General features: G+C 40.9%; 18 protein-coding genes and 1 tRNA gene. 17 read left to right on the forward strand and 2 right to left on the reverse strand.

Going from position 1 to position 17,488, the window contains the following annotated elements:
* The 5 genes from GPK81_RS16225 to guaA all read left to right on the forward strand — a co-directional run bounded on the left by GPK81_RS16225 (window position 1) and on the right by guaA (window position 5,849).
* Complete coding sequence (locus tag GPK81_RS16225; protein WP_021976326.1) at window positions 1–1,329, forward strand: MATE family efflux transporter; 1,329 nt, start codon at window positions 1–3, stop codon at window positions 1,327–1,329.
* Between the two features lie 208 nt (window positions 1,330–1,537).
* Complete coding sequence (locus GPK81_RS16230) at window positions 1,538–1,711, forward strand: hypothetical protein (RefSeq protein WP_161206342.1); 174 nt, start codon at window positions 1,538–1,540, stop codon at window positions 1,709–1,711.
* Between the two features lie 87 nt (window positions 1,712–1,798).
* Window positions 1,799–1,871 (forward strand) — tRNA-Lys (locus GPK81_RS16235).
* Window positions 1,872–2,609: 738 nt separating this feature from the next.
* Window positions 2,610–4,151: an alanine/glycine:cation symporter family protein gene (locus GPK81_RS16240; protein WP_021976325.1), complete on the forward strand. Its 1,542-nt coding sequence runs from the start codon at window positions 2,610–2,612 to the stop codon at window positions 4,149–4,151.
* Between the two features lie 120 nt (window positions 4,152–4,271).
* The gene (gene guaA / locus GPK81_RS16245) at window positions 4,272–5,849 is read left to right on the forward strand and encodes a glutamine-hydrolyzing GMP synthase (protein WP_118062570.1); all 1,578 of its coding nucleotides are present in this window, start codon (window positions 4,272–4,274) and stop codon (window positions 5,847–5,849) included.
* Window positions 5,850–5,957: 108 nt separating this feature from the next.
* Here guaA and GPK81_RS16250 read toward each other — a convergent pair whose 3' ends face one another.
* Window positions 5,958–6,389, reverse strand: a complete 432-nt coding sequence (locus tag GPK81_RS16250; RefSeq protein ID WP_004223586.1) for a helix-turn-helix domain-containing protein — start codon at window positions 6,387–6,389, stop codon at window positions 5,958–5,960.
* A gap of 175 nt (window positions 6,390–6,564) precedes the next feature.
* Between GPK81_RS16250 and GPK81_RS16255 the strand changes: the two genes are divergently transcribed.
* The 8 genes from GPK81_RS16255 (at window position 6,565) to GPK81_RS16290 (ending at window position 13,034) form a co-directional block, all read left to right on the forward strand.
* Window positions 6,565–6,753 (forward strand): hypothetical protein, encoded by a 189-nt coding sequence (locus GPK81_RS16255; RefSeq protein ID WP_003019365.1) that lies wholly within the window; start codon window positions 6,565–6,567, stop codon window positions 6,751–6,753.
* 14 nt (window positions 6,754–6,767) lie between these two features.
* Window positions 6,768–7,853 carry a site-specific integrase gene (locus GPK81_RS16260; RefSeq protein ID WP_008976823.1) on the forward strand — a complete coding sequence of 362 codons (1,086 nt, stop codon included), beginning with the start codon at window positions 6,768–6,770 and terminating at the stop codon, window positions 7,851–7,853.
* On the forward strand, window positions 7,846–8,208 hold the full coding sequence (locus GPK81_RS16265) for a plasmid mobilization protein (RefSeq protein ID WP_055057784.1): 363 nt from the start codon (window positions 7,846–7,848) through the stop codon (window positions 8,206–8,208). The genes GPK81_RS16260 and GPK81_RS16265 overlap by 8 nt, the downstream gene beginning before the upstream one ends.
* Before the next feature lie 133 nt (window positions 8,209–8,341).
* Entirely contained in the window at window positions 8,342–9,352 is a 1,011-nt protein-coding gene (locus GPK81_RS16270) for an AAA family ATPase (RefSeq protein WP_055057785.1), read from the forward strand.
* Window positions 9,353–9,424: 72 nt separating this feature from the next.
* Window positions 9,425–9,658 (forward strand): hypothetical protein, encoded by a 234-nt coding sequence (locus GPK81_RS16275; protein ID WP_003019356.1) that lies wholly within the window; start codon window positions 9,425–9,427, stop codon window positions 9,656–9,658.
* Between the two features lie 257 nt (window positions 9,659–9,915).
* Window positions 9,916–11,160, forward strand: a complete 1,245-nt coding sequence (locus GPK81_RS16280; RefSeq protein WP_055057786.1) for a plasmid recombination protein — start codon at window positions 9,916–9,918, stop codon at window positions 11,158–11,160.
* Between the two features lie 288 nt (window positions 11,161–11,448).
* Window positions 11,449–12,009, forward strand: coding sequence for an RNA polymerase sigma factor (locus GPK81_RS16285; RefSeq protein ID WP_055248179.1), 561 nt, complete (start codon window positions 11,449–11,451; stop codon window positions 12,007–12,009).
* Entirely contained in the window at window positions 12,006–13,034 is a 1,029-nt protein-coding gene (locus GPK81_RS16290; RefSeq protein ID WP_055057788.1) for a DUF4179 domain-containing protein, read from the forward strand. Before GPK81_RS16285 ends, GPK81_RS16290 begins: the two co-directional genes overlap by 4 nt.
* A 496-nt stretch (window positions 13,035–13,530) precedes the next feature.
* Here the strand turns inward: GPK81_RS16290 and GPK81_RS16295 are convergent, their stop codons facing one another.
* Window positions 13,531–14,061 (reverse strand): helix-turn-helix domain-containing protein, encoded by a 531-nt coding sequence (locus tag GPK81_RS16295; protein WP_009247529.1) that lies wholly within the window; start codon window positions 14,059–14,061, stop codon window positions 13,531–13,533.
* 448 nt (window positions 14,062–14,509) lie between these two features.
* Between GPK81_RS16295 and GPK81_RS16300 the strand changes: the two genes are divergently transcribed.
* The 4 genes from GPK81_RS16300 to GPK81_RS16315 are packed head-to-tail and all read left to right on the forward strand — an operon-like array spanning window position 14,510 to window position 17,259.
* A complete protein-coding gene (locus tag GPK81_RS16300; RefSeq protein ID WP_009247528.1) occupies window positions 14,510–14,698 on the forward strand; it encodes a transcriptional regulator in 189 nt (62 codons plus the stop codon).
* Window positions 14,699–15,790, forward strand: coding sequence for a site-specific integrase (locus tag GPK81_RS16305; RefSeq protein ID WP_009247527.1), 1,092 nt, complete (start codon window positions 14,699–14,701; stop codon window positions 15,788–15,790).
* On the forward strand, window positions 15,780–16,115 hold the full coding sequence (locus tag GPK81_RS16310) for a plasmid mobilization protein (protein WP_009247526.1): 336 nt from the start codon (window positions 15,780–15,782) through the stop codon (window positions 16,113–16,115). The genes GPK81_RS16305 and GPK81_RS16310 overlap by 11 nt, the downstream gene beginning before the upstream one ends.
* Window positions 16,105–17,259, forward strand: a complete 1,155-nt coding sequence (locus tag GPK81_RS16315) for an AAA family ATPase (protein ID WP_009247525.1) — start codon at window positions 16,105–16,107, stop codon at window positions 17,257–17,259. The genes GPK81_RS16310 and GPK81_RS16315 overlap by 11 nt, the downstream gene beginning before the upstream one ends.
* Window positions 17,260–17,488: the final 229 nt, after the last annotated feature.

Here is a 17,488-nt window from a genome sequence, read left to right on the forward strand (position 1 = left end):
ATGCAGGAAGAGATTTTTGAAAAGTATCCGATTCCGAAGGCGTATTTTAAGCTGGCGCTTCCGGTTGTGTTCAGTATGGTGATTTCGCTGATCTATAATATGGTAGATACTTATTTTATTGCGGGAACCGGGAATACGGATCTGGTGGCGGGTGTTGCTCTGGGTACACCGATCTTTACGCTGATGATCGCCCTTGGAGATATTTTTGGCCTGGGCGGAAGTTCTTTTATTTCCAGGCTTTTCGGGGAAAAGAAATTCGAGGATGCGAAGAGGATCAGTGTGTTCAGTTTTTATGGGGCCATTGTCTGCGGTGTGGTGGTTACCGTTGTTCTGATGCTTTTGCGAAGCCCTATTCTGGGGTTGCTGGGTGCAAGTGAGGCAACCTGGGAGTATGCTTCTCAGTATTATACCTGTATCGCACTGGGCGCTCCGTTTATCATTGTGGCGTTGACGCCGTCCAATCAGCTGCGTACAGAGGGTTTTGCCACAGCATCTATGATCGGTTCTGTGCTTGGTGCGGTTGTGAATATCATTCTGGACCCGGTGATGATCTTCGGGCTTGGCTGGGGTGCGGCAGGTGCTGCCACAGCTACGGTGATCGGAAATGTATGTACGGATATTTTTTTCGTGTGGTTTCTTATTAAGAAGAGCAGAAATCTCTCTGTGAACCCTAAGGGATTTCATATTTCAGGGGCGGAAATCGGAGCGGTTTTTGCAATTGGGATTCCGGCGTCGGTGACAAATCTGATGCAGAGTATCGGGATTGCTCTTACCAACCGTGCGTTGTTGGGATTCGGTGATGATAAAGTTGCGGCTATGGGTATCGTCATGAAGATCAATATGATCGCGGCGCTGGTGCTTGTTGGCTTTGCTTTTGGCGGGCAGCCGCTGATCGGGTACAATTATGGTGCGAAAAACCGCGAGAGACTGAAGGGAACGCTGAAATTTGCCTATCTGTTTGAGGGCGGGCTGGCTCTTGTCCTGATGGCTGTACTTGGATTTTTTGCCCCGCAGCTGGTGCGGATCTTTATGAGTGATCCTTCGGTTGTGGAAAACGGCGCACTGATGCTTCGCCTGCAGCTGGCGGGTATGGTGTTTATGGGAATTGTGCTGATCAGTACCTGTACTTTCCAGTCAGCAGGACAGGCAGTGGGAGCGTTTCTCCTGTCCGTCAGCAGACAGGGTGTGATCTTTGCCATTGTGCTGAATGTGGCGCTTCGGGTTGCCGGATATCAGGGGGTGCTTGCGTCTCAGGCGGTTTCCGATCTGTTGACTGCACTGCTTGCAGTGGTGTTGGTTGTCCGATGGTGGAAGTCTGTGGAGTTTTAACCAAATCAAGTAAGTCCCCTGCGGGGTTGCGACATTTATTGTGAATAAGATTTTTTTCAGGCTGATCGGGAAACTGATCGGCCTGTTTTCATATAATAAATAAGGAAAAGAGGAACGTAAAGTGGTATGTAAATGTTTGGTTTGTTCAGGCGCAGGCTCATGATCTTACCAGGAATCTGCCGAATATGGGAAAGGGGAGAAAGAAAACTTGAAAAAAAGAAAATCCGGTTCATTCCGACGAAATCTCAACAGTGTAAACCGCAGCATCAACAATCAGGCAGCCCAGATCAGAAATTCGCTGTCAGAAATAGAAAAAACACTGAACAAAATTGCATCAAATGAAGATACAAAAAATAAAAAAGATAAAAATAAAAAAAATTAAAAAAAGGTGTTGACTTTCACCGAACCATAACGTATAATACAACATGTCTTGAGGAACGAAACAAACGAAAGACAAACAATTAAATATGCGTTTTTAGCTCAGTTGGTAGAGCACCTGACTCTTAATCAGGGTGTCCAGGGTTCGAACCCCTGAAGACGCACTAAAAGCACTGTTTTTGCAGACATGGGAGCTGCGGGGACGGTGTTTTTTTGTGCTTAAAATCAGTGTTTATGCGTGTTACGGAATTTTTGAGGTTTTGTCTGGACGGAGTGAAATGAAACGAAATCGGGGTAAAATCGGGAAACAGTAAAATGCCGATCATCAGATGTGATCAGAGTGTCCGATTTAGACACCATGATTATAGGTATAGATCCTTTTGAATAAAGAAAGGATGGTATACGATGGGAGTTTGTAAGAAGATAAAAAGGAAGGATGATCAGGAGCGGAATGTATGGGAGAATATCTCAGAAAAAAAGGAGGGCCGGGTCTTGGAACGGACCCGGCAGAGTATGAAAAGAAAAATAAGTAATGATCTATAAGATGAAAAAGCTTTGTGCTTTATTTGCTTAATAATATACCGTCAAAATGTGATGGAACTGTGAGAAGCATTTTAAAAATCTGTGATTAAAATCTAAATATCTCATAAAGTCTTATAAAATCCTGCGAAACTTCTCGACTGTTTGTTCAGACTAATCTGCAAGCGGATGTGAAAAAGACCATAAGGATGGAAAATTCTGGAATTTACTCAAAAATACTAAAAATTAAGAGGACTTTTGCAAGGCGATACGGTATAATAAACCATAGCATAAAAATCTGAAGCGGAAATGAAAGGTGACGGATGGGAATGCCTGTCTGTATTCAATTCTGAGACCTTCAGATAAAAAGGGAGGAAATAGCTATGGAGAGAGTGTTTGAGGCGATCAACGGAGTGTTCAGCTTTATCGGTCCACTGTCTGATTTTCTGTGGGATTTTCCTACAAATTTTGACTGGTACAGCAGCATTCCCATTCTGGGAAACATATCCTTTGCGATCATACTGCTTCTTGGATCCGGAATTTTTTTCAGTTTCAGGATTGGGTTCATGCAGGTGACCTATTTTAAAAAAGGAATCCGGACTATGACCGAGAAACGTGTCGTTGAAACAGGAATTTCACCGCTGGCATCGTTTTTCTTAAGTTCGGCCATGCGTGTAGGACCAGGAAATATTCTGGGTGTAACAGGTGCTATTGCAGTGGGCGGCCCGGGAGCTTTGTTCTGGATGTGGATTTCCGCATTTTTCGGAATGGCAGTGGCATATATGGAAGGTGTCCTTGCCCAGATTTTTAAAGAAAAAAAAGACGACGAATTTGTAGGAGGTCTTCCTTTCTATGGAAGAAAACTTCTGGGAAACAAAGTTTGGATCGGAGTTTTTCTTTCCGTATTGTATATTCTGTACGCCCTTTGCTGTCTGCCTGCACAGGGATTTAATGTTGTTTCCTCAGTGGGACGTATGGCAGAGATTGTAACCGGAACAACCATCGCAAGCGGATCTGCCTTCTATTATATAGTAGGAGCACTGATCGTAGTTCTCACAGCAGCCATCGCATTTGGCGGAATCAAAAAAGTTTCCAAATGGACAGATATGATGGTGCCGGTGATGGCGGTGCTCTATATGGTAGTAGTATTACTTCTTATAATATTAAACTTTACCCGCATTCCATATTTCTTCGGAAGCGTTTTTGCAGGAGCATTTAAGCCGGACGCATTCTTTGGCGGTGTTTTTGGAACGGTTCTTGCACAGGGTGTAAAACGAGGCCTGATGTCCAATGAGGCAGGTCAGGGAACTATTACAATGTCAGCGGCGGCAGCAGATGCAAAACACCCATGTGAGCAGGGTGTGATCGCCTCCCTGGGAGTTTTTCTGGATACCATTGTGATCTGCACACTTACCGGATTTGTGGTAGTTATGGCTCATTGCTGGACCGGTGCGGATGCGGAAAACTGGCAGGCTCTTGATAAACTTCCGAAATATACGGAATCTATCGCTGTGCTGACTCCGGGAACTGCAATGAACGGAATCGTTACATTTCTTGTGACATTGTGTTTCTGTCTCTTTGCGTTTACCTGCCTTCTGGGAATGATCAGTTTTTCGGAAATCGCGGCAAATCGTATCCGCAAGGATAAGATCTGCATCAATATTGTACGTTGTATCGGCCTTTTTGTTGCCGCATTTGGAATCCTCTGCAATATTGCAGGACTGGAACTTGGAAATCTCTGGGCGTTTTCTGACCTTGGAAATATTCTGATCGTGTTCTTTAACGTACCGATCGTTTATGTCGGCGCAAAATATGTTTTCCGTGCCACAAAACATTACAAAAAGAATGACGGCACTCCGTTTACATCAGAAGTAATTGGAAGAAATGACTGTGTCTACTGGGATGAGCGGGCGAAAAAACAGTGAAATTTTTTTGCAGAAAATAAAAATTCCGGCGTGAGATAAAATTAGCATTGTAAAAGTGCATACACTCATTTATAATGAGTAACAGATTCTAAAGATGTTATAAACAACAGGAGGAAAGCCTTGAAAAGAGAATTAGTTATTGTCATTGATTTTGGCGGTCAGTACAATCAGCTGGTTGCAAGACGTGTCAGAGAATGCAATGTATATTGCGAAATCTATTCTTACAAGACAGATCTTGAGAAGATTAAAGCGATGAATCCGAAGGGAATCATCCTTACCGGCGGACCAAACAGCTGCTATGAGGCAGATTCACCGACTTACCAGAAAGAATTATTCGAGCTTGGTATTCCGGTACTTGGACTTTGCTACGGAGCACAGCTCATGATGCATGTCCTTGGCGGAAAAGTTGAGAAAGCAGATGTCAGCGAGTACGGCAAGACAGAGCTTCTCATTGATAAAAAAGATTCCAAGATCTTCAAAAACGTATCCGACAAAACAATCTGCTGGATGAGCCATACAGATTACATTTCTCAGGCTGCACCGGGATTCGAGATCGCTGCACACACTGCAGACTGTCCGGTAGCAACTGCACAGAATGAGGAGAAGAAACTGTACGCGATCCAGTTCCATCCGGAAGTACTGCACACAGTTGAAGGAAAGACCATGCTGTCCAACTTCGTACTTGGTGTCTGTGAATGCGCCGGAGACTGGAAAATGGATGCCTTTGTTGAGCACACGATCAAAGAGATCCGTGAGAAAGTCGGCGATGGAAAAGTTCTTCTTGCTCTGTCCGGTGGTGTAGATTCCTCTGTAGCAGCAGGACTTCTTTCCAGAGCGATCGGCAAGCAGCTTACCTGTGTATTCGTAGATCATGGCCTTCTCCGTAAAGATGAGGGTGATGAGGTTGAAGGCGTATTCGGACCGAACGGTCAGTTTGACCTGAACTTTATCCGTGTAAACGCACAGCAGAGATATTACGACAAGCTTGCAGGTGTTACAGAGCCTGAGGCGAAACGTAAGATCATCGGTGAGGAATTTATCCGTATCTTTGAGGAAGAGGCTAAGAAGATCGGTGCCGTAGATTTCCTTGCACAGGGAACTATTTATCCGGACGTTGTAGAGAGCGGTCTCGGCGGAGAATCCGCAGTGATCAAATCCCACCACAACGTAGGAGGACTTCCGGATTTCGTAGATTTCAAAGAAATTATCGAGCCACTCCGTGACCTGTTCAAAGACGAGGTACGTAAAGCTGGCCTTGAACTTGGAATTCCGGAAAGACTGGTATTCCGTCAGCCATTCCCAGGTCCGGGACTTGGAATCCGTATCATCGGAGAAGTCACCGAAGAAAAAGTACGCATCGTACAGGATGCAGACTACATCTACCGTGAAGAAGTCGACAAAGCAGCCGCCGACTACAAAAAAGAACACGGAGAAGACCCATCCTGGATGCCAAACCAGTACTTCGCAGCCCTTACCAATATGCGAAGCGTAGGCGTAATGGGAGACTTCAGAACCTACGATTACGCAGTAGCACTCCGTGCTGTCAAGACTATTGACTTCATGACTGCCGAGTCTGCAGAGATTCCTTATGCAGTACTTAATAAGGTGATGAACCGTATTATCAATGAAGTTAAGGGCGTGAACCGCGTATTCTATGATCTTACTAGTAAGCCGCCTGGAACGATTGAGTTTGAATAATATATTAGAGCCAAGAAATGCCTATTTTACGGGCTTTCTTGGCTCTTTCTATGTCTGGTGACAATCAAATGACAATACTTTTTTAATATTATTGTAAATAATTTCTTTTTATTTAGCTGGGAATTGACTTTTCCAGTCTAAATAATCTTTTTCTGTAATCTCTTCATTTCTGAATTTCTGGTACATATCAGCCCATGCTCCAATATTATCCAGCATATTTAAAGAATCATGTCCTTTGTCTTTAAACATGAGTTGTGGTACGCCGGATTCATCCCGGTAGGCGTGCAGACCATATTGATCCTCTAAAGCAAATAATGCGTGCATGACACTAACATAAGTATCAAAGTTTGGATCAGACATGGCGTATGGACTGATCTTTAATGAGTTTGCTATTTTTTCCAATTGTTCTGATGATGGAAAACGATTCCCAAGTTCATAATTTCTAATTGCCGATTCGCTCAATCCGGACATGATTGCCAATTCTTTCTGTGTATATCCTTGATCGATCCGGAATTTTCTTATTTTCTCACCTACTGTCATAGGAAAACACTCCTTTGCTGATTGTTACTTAAAAGTATAGCATAAACAGTTCAAAAATGAAATATAAAAATAAACCGTTCATTTTTGAAATTATTCTATTGACAGTACGGAAATGAAATGTTATGATGCATATACACCGTTCGATAATGAACTGAAAAAGAAAGGAGGGATATAGATGGCTAGTAAATTATTTATATCAGCAAAAGAAGTAGCGAAAGAATTAGAAGTATCTGATTCCTATGCGTATCGTTTGATCCGTCAGTTAAATGCGGAATTGGAACAAAAAGGTTTCGTTGTTGTCAAAGGAAAAATCAGCCGTAAATATTTTGAAGAACGAGTTTACGGTATGAACGAAATGAAATAGCAGGAGGTGATGTTTTGACAGTAATCAAAAACCAAAAGTCAAATACTTACGAGGTAAGAACCTATTATAAGGACTGGACCGGCGTAAGAAAGCAGAAGACGAAAAGGGGATTTAAACGCAAATGTGATGCCCAGGAATGGGAAAGAGCGTTTAAATTAAAGGAGAATTTGAGTCTGGATATGTATTTTGAAGATTTTGTAGATCTTTATCTGAATGATATCAAATCCAGAATCAAATATAATACCTGGCTGACGAAAAAGCATATTGTAGAAAAAAAGATTCTCCCATATTTTTCGAAAAAGAAGTTGCAGGAAATAAAACCTTCCGATATTCGACAGTGGCAGAACACCATGATGAACTATCGAAATAAACAAGGAGAAGGCTATTCACAGGTCTATCTAAAGACCATCCATAATCAGCTGAGTGCAATTTTGAATCATGCAGTTAATTTCTATGATTTGAAAAGCAATGCTGCACGCAAGGCAGGATCTATGGGAAAAGAAAGAACAAAAGAGATGCTTTTCTGGACAAAAGAAGAGTATATGAAGTTCATTGAAGCGGTGGCGGATAAGCCGATCTCCTTTTATGCATTTGAAATTCTATATTGGTGTGGAGTCCGTATGGGAGAGTTGTTAGCGCTGACACCGGCAGATTTCGATTTTCAGGCTTGTACTATCCGGATCAATAAATCTTATCAAAGATTAGAGGGGAAGGATATTATTACGGATCCAAAGACTGTGAAGAGTAATCGTATGATCACCATGCCGGAATTTTTAAGCGAAGAATTAGAATCGTATATAGGAATGCTGTATGGTTTAAATGAAAATGACAGGATATTCCAAATTTCAAAAAGCTATCTTCATCATGAAATGGATCGAGGTGTGAAGTTGTCAGGAGTGAAGAGAATACGAATCCATGATTTACGACATTCTCACGTGTCATTGTTGATCAATATGGGGTATTCTGCGGTGGCAATTGGAGAAAGGGTAGGGCATGAAAGTGTGGAAATCACATATCGATATGCGCATTTATTCCCGACAATCCAAACAGAGATGGCGGAAAATCTAAATCAGGAAAGAGAGGAATATCTAGATGAGTGAAAAAAATAGGGATAACAAGAATCGGTGGCGTAATGTAACTATAGCGTTTCGAATGTCTCCGGAAGAAAATGAAGAGCTGGATTTAAGAGTAAAACTTTGTGGATACCAGACGAGACAAGAATATATCATTGAAAGCGTTTTACATCAAAAAGTCACAGCAGTAGGAAATCCATTGATGTTAGTACAGTTTAGAAAACAGCTTCGAGGGATTGAAGAGGAACTGAAAAGGTTAACTATATTAGAGGATGCCGATGAAGAGTTGTTTACACCTATTCGAACAATGTTGGAGATATTAAATGCATTTGCAGAAGAAAGAAACTATGAAAGAAGGAAAAAAGAAAAAGCCCAGAAATAATCTGAGCAAGTTCCTTGATTATCAGAATAACTGATATACCATCCTAACAACTTGAGTATATCACAAAATTGTTGTTGCAACAATTGTTAAATTCTGTTTGCCAGGGACTTGCCCGGTTGGGCAGGAGGTGGAAATGGAAGATAATTATAGAGAAGTAAAAAAGGCAGAACCATGCCTGAAATTGATCCACATGGATCAGGTTGAAGTGGAAGAAATCGAATGGCTCTTTTATCCCTTCATACCATACGGGAAGGTCACCATTATTCAGGGAGATCCTGGAGAGGGGAAAACCACCGTGGTGTTGCAGATCATTGCAAAGTTAACAAAAGGAGAAGCAATATTAAGTGAAACAAGCGAAGGGAAATCCGAAGAGGCAGGTGTAGAGCCAATCAATGTGATTTATCAAACAGCTGAAGATGGATTGGGCGATACGATCAAACCGAGATTGTTAGCGGCAGGGGCAGATTGTTCCAGAGTCTTGGTAATTGATGACCAGGATCAGCCATTAACCATGGTAGATGCAAGGCTGGAGGAGGCGATTATACAGACGAAAGCAAGACTTGTAGTATTAGATCCAATTCAAGGCTTTCTAGGGGCTGGTGTTGATATGCATAGGGCAAATGAGATTCGTCCATTGATGAAAAGAATTTCTGTATTAGCAGAGAAATATCAATGTGCCATTATTCTGATCGGTCATATGAATAAGAATAGTAATGGAAAATCATCCTATCGTGGATTGGGTTCTATTGACTTTCAAGCGGCAGCAAGAAGCGTGTTGATTGTTGGAAGAGTGAAAGATGAACCGGAAATCCGAGTGATCTGTCATGTAAAGAGTTCTCTTGCTCCGGAAGGAGATGCTATCGCCTTTCGATTAGACAAAGAAAAAGGATTTCATTGGATTGGAAAATATGACATCAGTGCAGATGACTTATTGTCTGGTGATGGACGAGGGCAAAAAATCCGAAGTGCGAAAGATTTTTTAAAAGAGATCTTAGCAAATGGATCAATGGAACAGGCAAAAATAGCGGAAGAAGCAGAAGAACGAGGAATTAAAAAGAAAACACTTTGGAATGCGAAGAAGGAATTACAGATTGATTCTGTGAAGATAGGAAATAAATGGTTCTGGATGTTACAAGAAGAGTAAAGGAAGATGGCAAGATTACCATATCTTAAAGAATAGGGAATCTTGCCACCTTGATTAAAAAGGAGTGAAGTGATGAAAAAAGTACAGATTGATTATGAACTGTTTCGAAAATTGATCTTTTATCATTTGGGTTCAGATGATCAGTATGAAGAAGATATTCGAAATGGCTTGGAAGAAAAATTGGATGCATTAGTCAGACATGAACTCTATACGAAGTATAAGACTGCTCCTTCTGAGGAAGAGCAGGAGAAAGCACGACAGGAATATTTAGATAAGCGTGGAGTGTCAGCTAGTTATCGATGGTGATGTTTGTTTGGGGAATATAGAACAGGAGCGTGGCACGCACCTGTGAATATCAAACAAGGAGAATTGCTGTAGGGTGTAGCCGATACAGTACTGGCTGATTTGAAAGCTCCCGGCAGGGCGCAAGAGTACTTTTGATGGACGTTAGGCTGTCGAAAGTGCTTTTGCGTTACTTTTGACAAAAGTAACAAAACATGATCGCCATATCTGGCGTTTTAAAATGAAGGAAAGGAGATTTATTGAAGAGGACAATTAGTTTTATGACAGGGAAAGGCTCCCTGAACCATAATAGTAGAAAATTTCATGCAAAGAATACGGATCCGAATAGAACCCATTGGAATGTTGAATATTGTAATGAAGATATCAAAGATGTATATCATGAATTGTTTGATGATGCCTTGAAGCGTTACAACGATAAGCAGACTCGGAAAGATCGTAAGATCGATGATTACTATGAAAAGATACGTTCTGGAAAACAAGAAAAATTATTTCATGAGGTTATCCTTCAGATCGGTGATAAAGATAATATGGGATCAGAAACGATGGAAGGACAACTTGCTGCAAAGATATTAGATGAATACATGAAAGGATTTCAAGAACGGAATCCTACGTTGCGAGTATTTGCTGCACATCTACATTTAGATGAAGCAACACCACATCTACATATTGATTTTATTCCTTATGTTACAGGAAGTAAGCGAGGACTTGATACAAGAGTATCTTTAAAACAAGCTTTATCGTCATTAGGATTTAAAGGCGGTTCCAGAAGTGAGACGGAGCTAAATCAATGGGTGCAATCGGAAAAGCAAAAATTAGCTATGGTCATGAGAGAAAATGAGATAGAATGGGATCAGAAAGGAACTCATGAACAACATCTTTCTGTATTGGATTACAAGAAAAAGGTTCGAGAACAGGAAGTAGAAGAATTAACGGAACATAAGAATTTATTGGAACATGATTTGCATGATATCAGTGAATGTGTGGATGAGATCCAAAAGGAAAAAGCGCAAGCAGAAAAAGAGAGAGATGCAGTAATTAAAAAGACAGAAGTGTTAGAGAAACGATTTTCTGCACTAAATTCAAAAGCTGGACTTGTTGACTCACATGCACGTGAGTATGGATATTATCCGGAAGAATGGCTGCCAGAAGCCGGAACTTTAGAGTCAGCAAAATCTTATCGGAAGAGAATATTTCCTTTGGTGAAAAAAGTTGCGAATATGATACAGGCATTATATAGCAAGTATTTGGATTTGAAAAACAAAAATCAAAAGCTGTCAGATCGAAACATAGATCTTGAAAATCGTGTAGATCGGTTGAGAGAGGAAATATCTGTTATAAAGAAAGAGAATGTAGCTTTGTTAAATGTGGCATATGATATGGATCGTGTTGTAGCTGTTTTGGGAGAAAATAAGGTCAAGGAAGCAATAGAAGTGGCAAAGCATTTGGAACAGGTAAATGCAAAGCAAAAAGGTAAGAAGAGACGTACAGATAGAGAGGGGAGATAAAGGGAGTCGAAGAAATCAAATCTATGTTTAGAAAGTACGGTTTAGATGTTGACTTTTGAAGTATAAATTAGAGAGAGTAGATTTTATACAGAAAGAAATAAAAGAGAGGAGAATAAATAGTGTAATAAATAAATAGTGTAATATAAGTAAGCAGACAGTTTTTTATAGCTGCTTTTATATGGTCTGAAAACTTGTCTGAAAATTTATTTGAAAAGTGTAACTAGATGGCATAAATTATTGCTATGAAGTATGAAGGTATTAAATATAATCAGGAAGGAGGTTGTTAGAGTGGACGATGATGAAATCGTGGAATTATTTTTGAAGAAAGATGAATCTGCAATTATTCATACTGCTGAAAAGTATGGTTGCAGATTACGTTCGATTTCGCAACGAATTACTGCAGATATTTTAACTGCTGAGGAGTGTGAAAATGATACATACCTCGAAGCATGGAATAGAATTCCACCAAATGAACCCAGAACGTATCTTATAGCATTTTTGTCAAAAATCATTCGTAATATATCTATTAATAAATGCATAGAGAAAAATCGATTGAAGCGCAGAGCATATATTGTAGAGCTATCTAGTGAAATGGAACAGTGTATTCCAGCGGTGAATGATGTTGAAAGCTATGTTGATGGAGTTGAGATAGGCAGGGTAATCAGTACATTTCTTCGCAAACAGCCTAAAGAAAAGAGAATAATTTTTATGCATAGATACTATTATTGTGATACTGTTTTGTCGATTGCAAAGCGTTTTGGATATTCGGAAAGTAAAGTGAAAATTATGCTTTATCGTATGCGAAAAGACCTTCGAGTCTATTTAACAAAGGAGGGATATTTTTTATGAATGGAAAAGAATTATTGCAAAGTATGAGTGAGATAGAAAATGATTTAATCATTCAGTCAGAATTTGAATTTCATCAAAAGAAAAAAATAATTCATGTTAAAAGAAGGATAGCAATTGCAGCGTGTTTATGTTTGTGTTTATGCGGGACAGTGCCTATATTGGCATTTGCCGGCAATGATTTTGCACATGAACTTCTTTATTCGATTTCTCCATCAATAGCTCAAAAACTTAAGCCGATTAATGTTTCGTGTGAGGATAATGGCATTGAAATGACAGTAGTTGCAGCGGAAGTAAATGGCGAAAAAACAACCATTTTGTTGTCAATGCATGATAAGATTGCTAAAAGACTAGATGAAACAACTGATCTTTTTGATAGTTATAGTATTTGCACTCCGTATGATCAAAGTGGAGGATGTTCTCTTGTTAGTTATGATGCTGGTACGAATACGGCAACATTCATGTTAACAATTGAGCAAACAGACCATATATTGCTTCCAGGTGATAAAATTACGTTTTCTGTAAATCAGTTGCTCAGCAAAAAAGAACACAATAATTTTAAAATTGAAAAAATAGATACAAACAACGTGTATTCTATAACAGAGTTTCTAGAGGAACCAGATATCAGAGGAGGTAGTGATTCGGAGTCTGAATCCATTGATGGGGATAATATGTTATTTATTAAACCTGACGAAGCAAATGCTATTATTCTCAAAAAAGGGGTAGCTGTTACTGGATATGGAATCGTAGAAGGGAAGTTGCATATTCAAGTTAGATTTAGCGATATTCTTAATACAGATAATCATGGTTATGTATATTTGAAAAACGAAGATGGAAAAGTAGTTAATTGTCAATCAAGTGTTGCATTTTGGGATCAGAGTCATGTGAATAGTTATGAGGAGTTTGTTTTTGAAGTATCTGCAGAAGAACTTGTTAACTATGAAATATGGGGAGAATTTTGGACATGTAACAATGCACCGATAGAAGGGGAATGGCAAGTTACATTTCCGGTGGAGAAAAATGAATAATAACTTTTAAATAGAATTTCTTGTATAGATAGTAGATGATTATTAGTTGATCTTGATATATAGCATATTGTTGACAATAAAATGACAATACAATCAGATGAAAACATAGCGAATTCATACAAAACAGTTCAAAAACGAACGGTTTCAAGAACGGAATACCAGAGAAACACTACAAAGCAGATAGAACTTTGCGAGTTTGAATAAATCGAGTTGCTTAAAAAAGCCAGTGTTTATGCGGGTTTCAGCGATTTCGATTAGTCTTTTGATAACAAATTGATAACAGTCATAGCAAGTGCCATTATTCTTGTTATCCAGTGGTTTATGGGTAACGGAACAATTAACAGGTGGCTTGCAGACTAAAGTTCGGAGCTTGGCTCTGAACAAATTCCATATTATAAACTAAGCCCTTAGCTGTGGTTAATAACCATAGTTAAGGGCTTTTTTGTCGTTGCCAAAGCATCTGTAGGGAGCTGCCAGTGGCAGGTCCTGTAGGTGCTTATTTATCTTTCAAGTGGTCTTTGAATGCTTCCACGAGAGCGTCACTTAATTCCTGTGATGGAACTTTTGCCCAACGCTGTGTGGTGTCGAACTCTGGATAATGGTAACGCCAGTTATCGTATTCTTCTCTGTTGATTTCTTCGGAAGATAGCTTGTCTGCCTGTTCTTTCCAAGCATACAGCATTTTGAGGAGTTCATATGCTTCTCTGCCTTTGTCCTTGTTGACCTTTAAGCATACCTCTCCGTCTGCTTCACTGACAGTAAGACCGTAAATATCTTCAAGGGTAAACAGAGTGTGCATAAGACCGATATAGCTGTCTATGTCAGGAACATCAAGAGCCTGTGGAGAAACATCAAGCACCTGTGCCAATGCATTTGTAAGGTCTGCTTTCGGTTTGCGTGTACCAGTTTCGTACTGTGCCAAACGCACATCAGCACTCTTTTCTGGAAAACCGATTGCTGTACCGAGATACTTTTGTGTCATACCACGCATTAGTCTGAAAAAATGTATTCTTTCGCTGATAGCCATAATGATACGCTCCTTTTATATTTAGTGAAATAAGTATAGCAGAAATGTTTAGTGGAAGTCAAGAAAAACCGAAACAAAAATGTTTAATATTTTCTTTGCAACCACTTGACAATAGCAAATATGTTTAGTAAAATAAATTACGAATTAAACAAATATGCTTAATGCGACAACTGAATGACCGTCCGAAAAGCCAAACCGCCAAGACCTCGTCGGAGCAAGTTCCGTATCGTTCGCTTGTGTGCAAGCACAAAAGCTCATTCGCTGCACTGCTCCTCCTCTTCCCCAAAAGTCTCCGACTTTTCGGGAACCCCTATACGAGCGAGCGCCTGATGTACTGCGGTGCATTGGGACAGCACAGCGCCTGCCGACAAGCAGGAGTGCCTGTTGGAACTTTAACACGGAGAAAGCGGCAAGCAAAAAATTATTTTAAGAAAGGAAGAAAAAGGATATGGAAAACAGATTTATCCGAGCCGAAGATGTGGCTCAGGAACTAAACGTATCAAAACCTTATGCATATAAACTCATCAGACAATTAAATGAGGAATTGAAAGCAAAGGGCTTTATTACGATTGCAGGGCGTGTAAATCGCCAGTATTTTTACGAAAGGCTCTACGGAGCAGGAAAGGGGGAAATGTAAATGCCGGTATTTAAGAATGAAGATAACGGTACTTGGTATGTGATGGCAAGGTATGTGAACTGGAAAGGGGAACGCAAGCAGAAATGCAAGCGTGGCTTTGCTACCAAACGAGAAGCACAGGAATGGGAAAGAATGTTCAAATTGCAGACTTCTTCAGACCTTGATATGAGTTTTGAAGCCTTTACGGAGCTTTATATCAATGATGTGAAGAACCGTTTGAAGGAAAACACGTGGCTTACCAAAGAGCATATCATACGCACAAAGATACTTCCGTATTTCGGGAAACTGAAAATCAGCGAGATTTCCACAAAGGAGATTATTACTTGGCAGAATGAAATGCTTGCCTATCGTGATGAGAAGAAAAAGCCTTATTCACAGACGTATCTGAAAACGCTGCACAATCAGTTGTCCGCCATTTTCAATCACGCTGTCCGCTACTATGAACTGCGTTCCAATCCTGCGGCAAAGGTGGGAAATATGGGACGTGAGGAACACAAGGAAATGCTGTTCTGGACAAAGGAAGAATACAAGAAATTCTCTTTTGAGATGATGGACAAGCCTGTTTCCTTTTATGCGTTTGAAATGCTTTACTGGTGCGGTATCCGAGAGGGCGAGCTGTTAGCTTTGACTCCGGCAGATTTCAACTTTGATAAGGAAACAGTCACAATCAATAAATCCTATCAGCGTTTGAAAGGGCAGGATGTGATTACTTCTCCGAAAACGAAAAAGAGCAACCGCACGATTAAAATGCCGAAGTTTCTGTGTGAGGAAATGAAAGAATATCTCGGTATGCTTTACGGATTGAAGAAGAAAGACCGTATCTTTACGGTGACGAAAAGCTATCTTCATCACGAGATGGACAGAGGGGCAAAGGCGGCAGGCGTGAAGCGTATCCGCATTCACGATCTCCGTCACAGCCACATTTCACTCTTGATTGATATGGGCTTTTCTGCGGTGGCGATTGCTGACCGAGTTGGTCACGAAAGTATTGATATTACTTATCAGTACGCACACCTCTTTCCGTCAAAGCAGATTGAGATGGCAGAAAAATTAGATGATTTAGGGAAAGGAGATTTTGAAAATGTCAGCTAAGAACAGAGATAACAAAAATCGTTGGAGGAATATCACAGTAGGGTTTCGAGTATCGCCCGAAGAAAACGAACTCATTAACAGAGCTGTAGCTCTATCAGGATTGCCAAAACAGGAGTATTGTTACCGCCGTTGCTTAAATCAGGATGTGGTGGTACAGGGCAATCCGAGAGTGTATAAGGCGTTGAAAACGGAATTTGCCACAGTCCTTGCGGAACTGAAAAGGATTGAAGCAGGAAAAGGTGTGGATGATGAACTGCTGAGTGTAATAGAACTGATTTCCATTATTCTCGGCGGTTTGAAAGGAGAGGATGCGAATGGAGAATAAAAAAGAAATGACTATTCCAAATGTATCTGCGGCAACAGATGCGGAACAGTCACTTTCCAAATGTACTGACAATAGTATAGTCAATCAGGATACGGATTTCAAGGGGTACGAGCAATCTTTTGAAGAAATGCAAAGGGAAATACTCAGACAGTTAGACCCTTCCTATCTGAAAACAGTATCAATGACAACGCTGTATGATACGGTGTTTGAGGTTCAGACACCACTTATCGACGGTCTGCTCCAAAGGGGAACTTACCTTTTCGTAGGTTCCCCGAAAGTGGGAAAGAGCTTTATGATGGCACAGCTTGCCTATCATATCAGCACAGGCACACCGCTTTGGGAGTATAAGGTGCGTAAGGCAACGGTGCTTTATTTTGCCCTTGAAGATGATTACCCACGTTTGCAGAAGCGATTGTTTCAGATGTTCGGTGCAAAGGAGACAGGCAATCTGTATTTCGCAACGGAATGTAAAACGGTCAATGGCGGACTGGAAGAACAGATAAGAGGGTTTATGAGGGAACACCCAGACACAGGCTTGATTATCATAGACACCTTAAAGCGTGTGCGTGAAGCAGGCGGAGCAGATTACAGCTACGCAAGTGATTATGATGTTGTGGCAAGGCTGAAAGCGTTGGCAGACAGTTACAAGGTTTCAATGCTTATTGTTCATCATACACGCAAACAAAAATCGGAAGATATATTCGATATGATTTCAGGCACGAATGGTCTGATGGGTGCGGCAGACGGTGCATTTGTTCTCAGTAAGGACAAGCGTACTTCCAACAATGCCACACTTGATGTTGCTGGCAGAGACCAGCAGGATATGAAAATCCATCTTGTAAGGGACAGCGAGCGATTGGTGTGGAACTTTGCAAAATCGGAAACGGAGATGTGGAAAGAACCGCCCGAACCTCTGCTTGAGAAGATAGCGGATACGCTCTTTTCGGAAAGTGACAGATGGGAAGGAACTGCTTCGGAACTTTGCGAAAGGCTTGCGGTGGATATAAAGCCGAATGTACTTTCTTTAAGGCTCAGTATCAACGCAAGCAGGCTGTTTCGTGATTACGGTATCCGTTATCAGAACAGCCGCACACACGACGGAAGAAAGGTTTCACTTTGGAAAGAAACCGAGCAGACGGCGTGACAAACGGTGTCAAAGGTGTCAATGTTTTTGAGAGCAGCACGCTGTGAAAAACATTGTCACCATCGTCACACTTTGACACCGGATAAAGTTTAGGGGAGTGTGCAGAGAGTGCCTTTTCAAAGGCGGCTCTTTGGTCTCGCCTGCTGGCTCGGTCGGTTCGCAGGCGTGTGTGCCACCGGCACACGCTCACCCCTCGGAGAGCCTTCGGAGAACGCAAAACCTGTTTACA

This window comes from Blautia sp. MCC283 (assembly GCF_018785565.1).
In the GTDB taxonomy this organism is placed as follows: domain Bacteria; phylum Bacillota; class Clostridia; order Lachnospirales; family Lachnospiraceae; genus Blautia_A.

What these genes read in the sequence shown, in the direction of transcription:
- GPK81_RS16225 (WP_021976326.1), top strand. Translation starts at nt 1, where the DNA reads ATGCAGGAAGAGATTTTTGAAAAGTATCCGATTCCGAAGGCGTATTTT.
- GPK81_RS16240 (WP_021976325.1), top strand. Translation starts at nt 2,610, where the DNA reads ATGGAGAGAGTGTTTGAGGCGATCAACGGAGTGTTCAGCTTTATCGGT.
- GPK81_RS16250 (WP_004223586.1), bottom strand. Translation starts at nt 6,389, where the DNA reads ATGACAGTAGGTGAGAAAATAAGAAAATTCCGGATCGATCAAGGATAT.
- GPK81_RS16255 (WP_003019365.1), top strand. Translation starts at nt 6,565, where the DNA reads ATGGCTAGTAAATTATTTATATCAGCAAAAGAAGTAGCGAAAGAATTA.
- GPK81_RS16265 (WP_055057784.1), top strand. Translation starts at nt 7,846, where the DNA reads ATGAGTGAAAAAAATAGGGATAACAAGAATCGGTGGCGTAATGTAACT.
- GPK81_RS16270 (WP_055057785.1), top strand. Translation starts at nt 8,342, where the DNA reads ATGGAAGATAATTATAGAGAAGTAAAAAAGGCAGAACCATGCCTGAAA.
- GPK81_RS16275 (WP_003019356.1), top strand. Translation starts at nt 9,425, where the DNA reads ATGAAAAAAGTACAGATTGATTATGAACTGTTTCGAAAATTGATCTTT.
- GPK81_RS16280 (WP_055057786.1), top strand. Translation starts at nt 9,916, where the DNA reads ATGACAGGGAAAGGCTCCCTGAACCATAATAGTAGAAAATTTCATGCA.
- GPK81_RS16290 (WP_055057788.1), top strand. Translation starts at nt 12,006, where the DNA reads ATGAATGGAAAAGAATTATTGCAAAGTATGAGTGAGATAGAAAATGAT.
- GPK81_RS16295 (WP_009247529.1), bottom strand. Translation starts at nt 14,061, where the DNA reads ATGGCTATCAGCGAAAGAATACATTTTTTCAGACTAATGCGTGGTATG.
- GPK81_RS16300 (WP_009247528.1), top strand. Translation starts at nt 14,510, where the DNA reads ATGGAAAACAGATTTATCCGAGCCGAAGATGTGGCTCAGGAACTAAAC.
- GPK81_RS16305 (WP_009247527.1), top strand. Translation starts at nt 14,699, where the DNA reads ATGCCGGTATTTAAGAATGAAGATAACGGTACTTGGTATGTGATGGCA.
- GPK81_RS16310 (WP_009247526.1), top strand. Translation starts at nt 15,780, where the DNA reads ATGTCAGCTAAGAACAGAGATAACAAAAATCGTTGGAGGAATATCACA.
- GPK81_RS16315 (WP_009247525.1), top strand. Translation starts at nt 16,105, where the DNA reads ATGGAGAATAAAAAAGAAATGACTATTCCAAATGTATCTGCGGCAACA.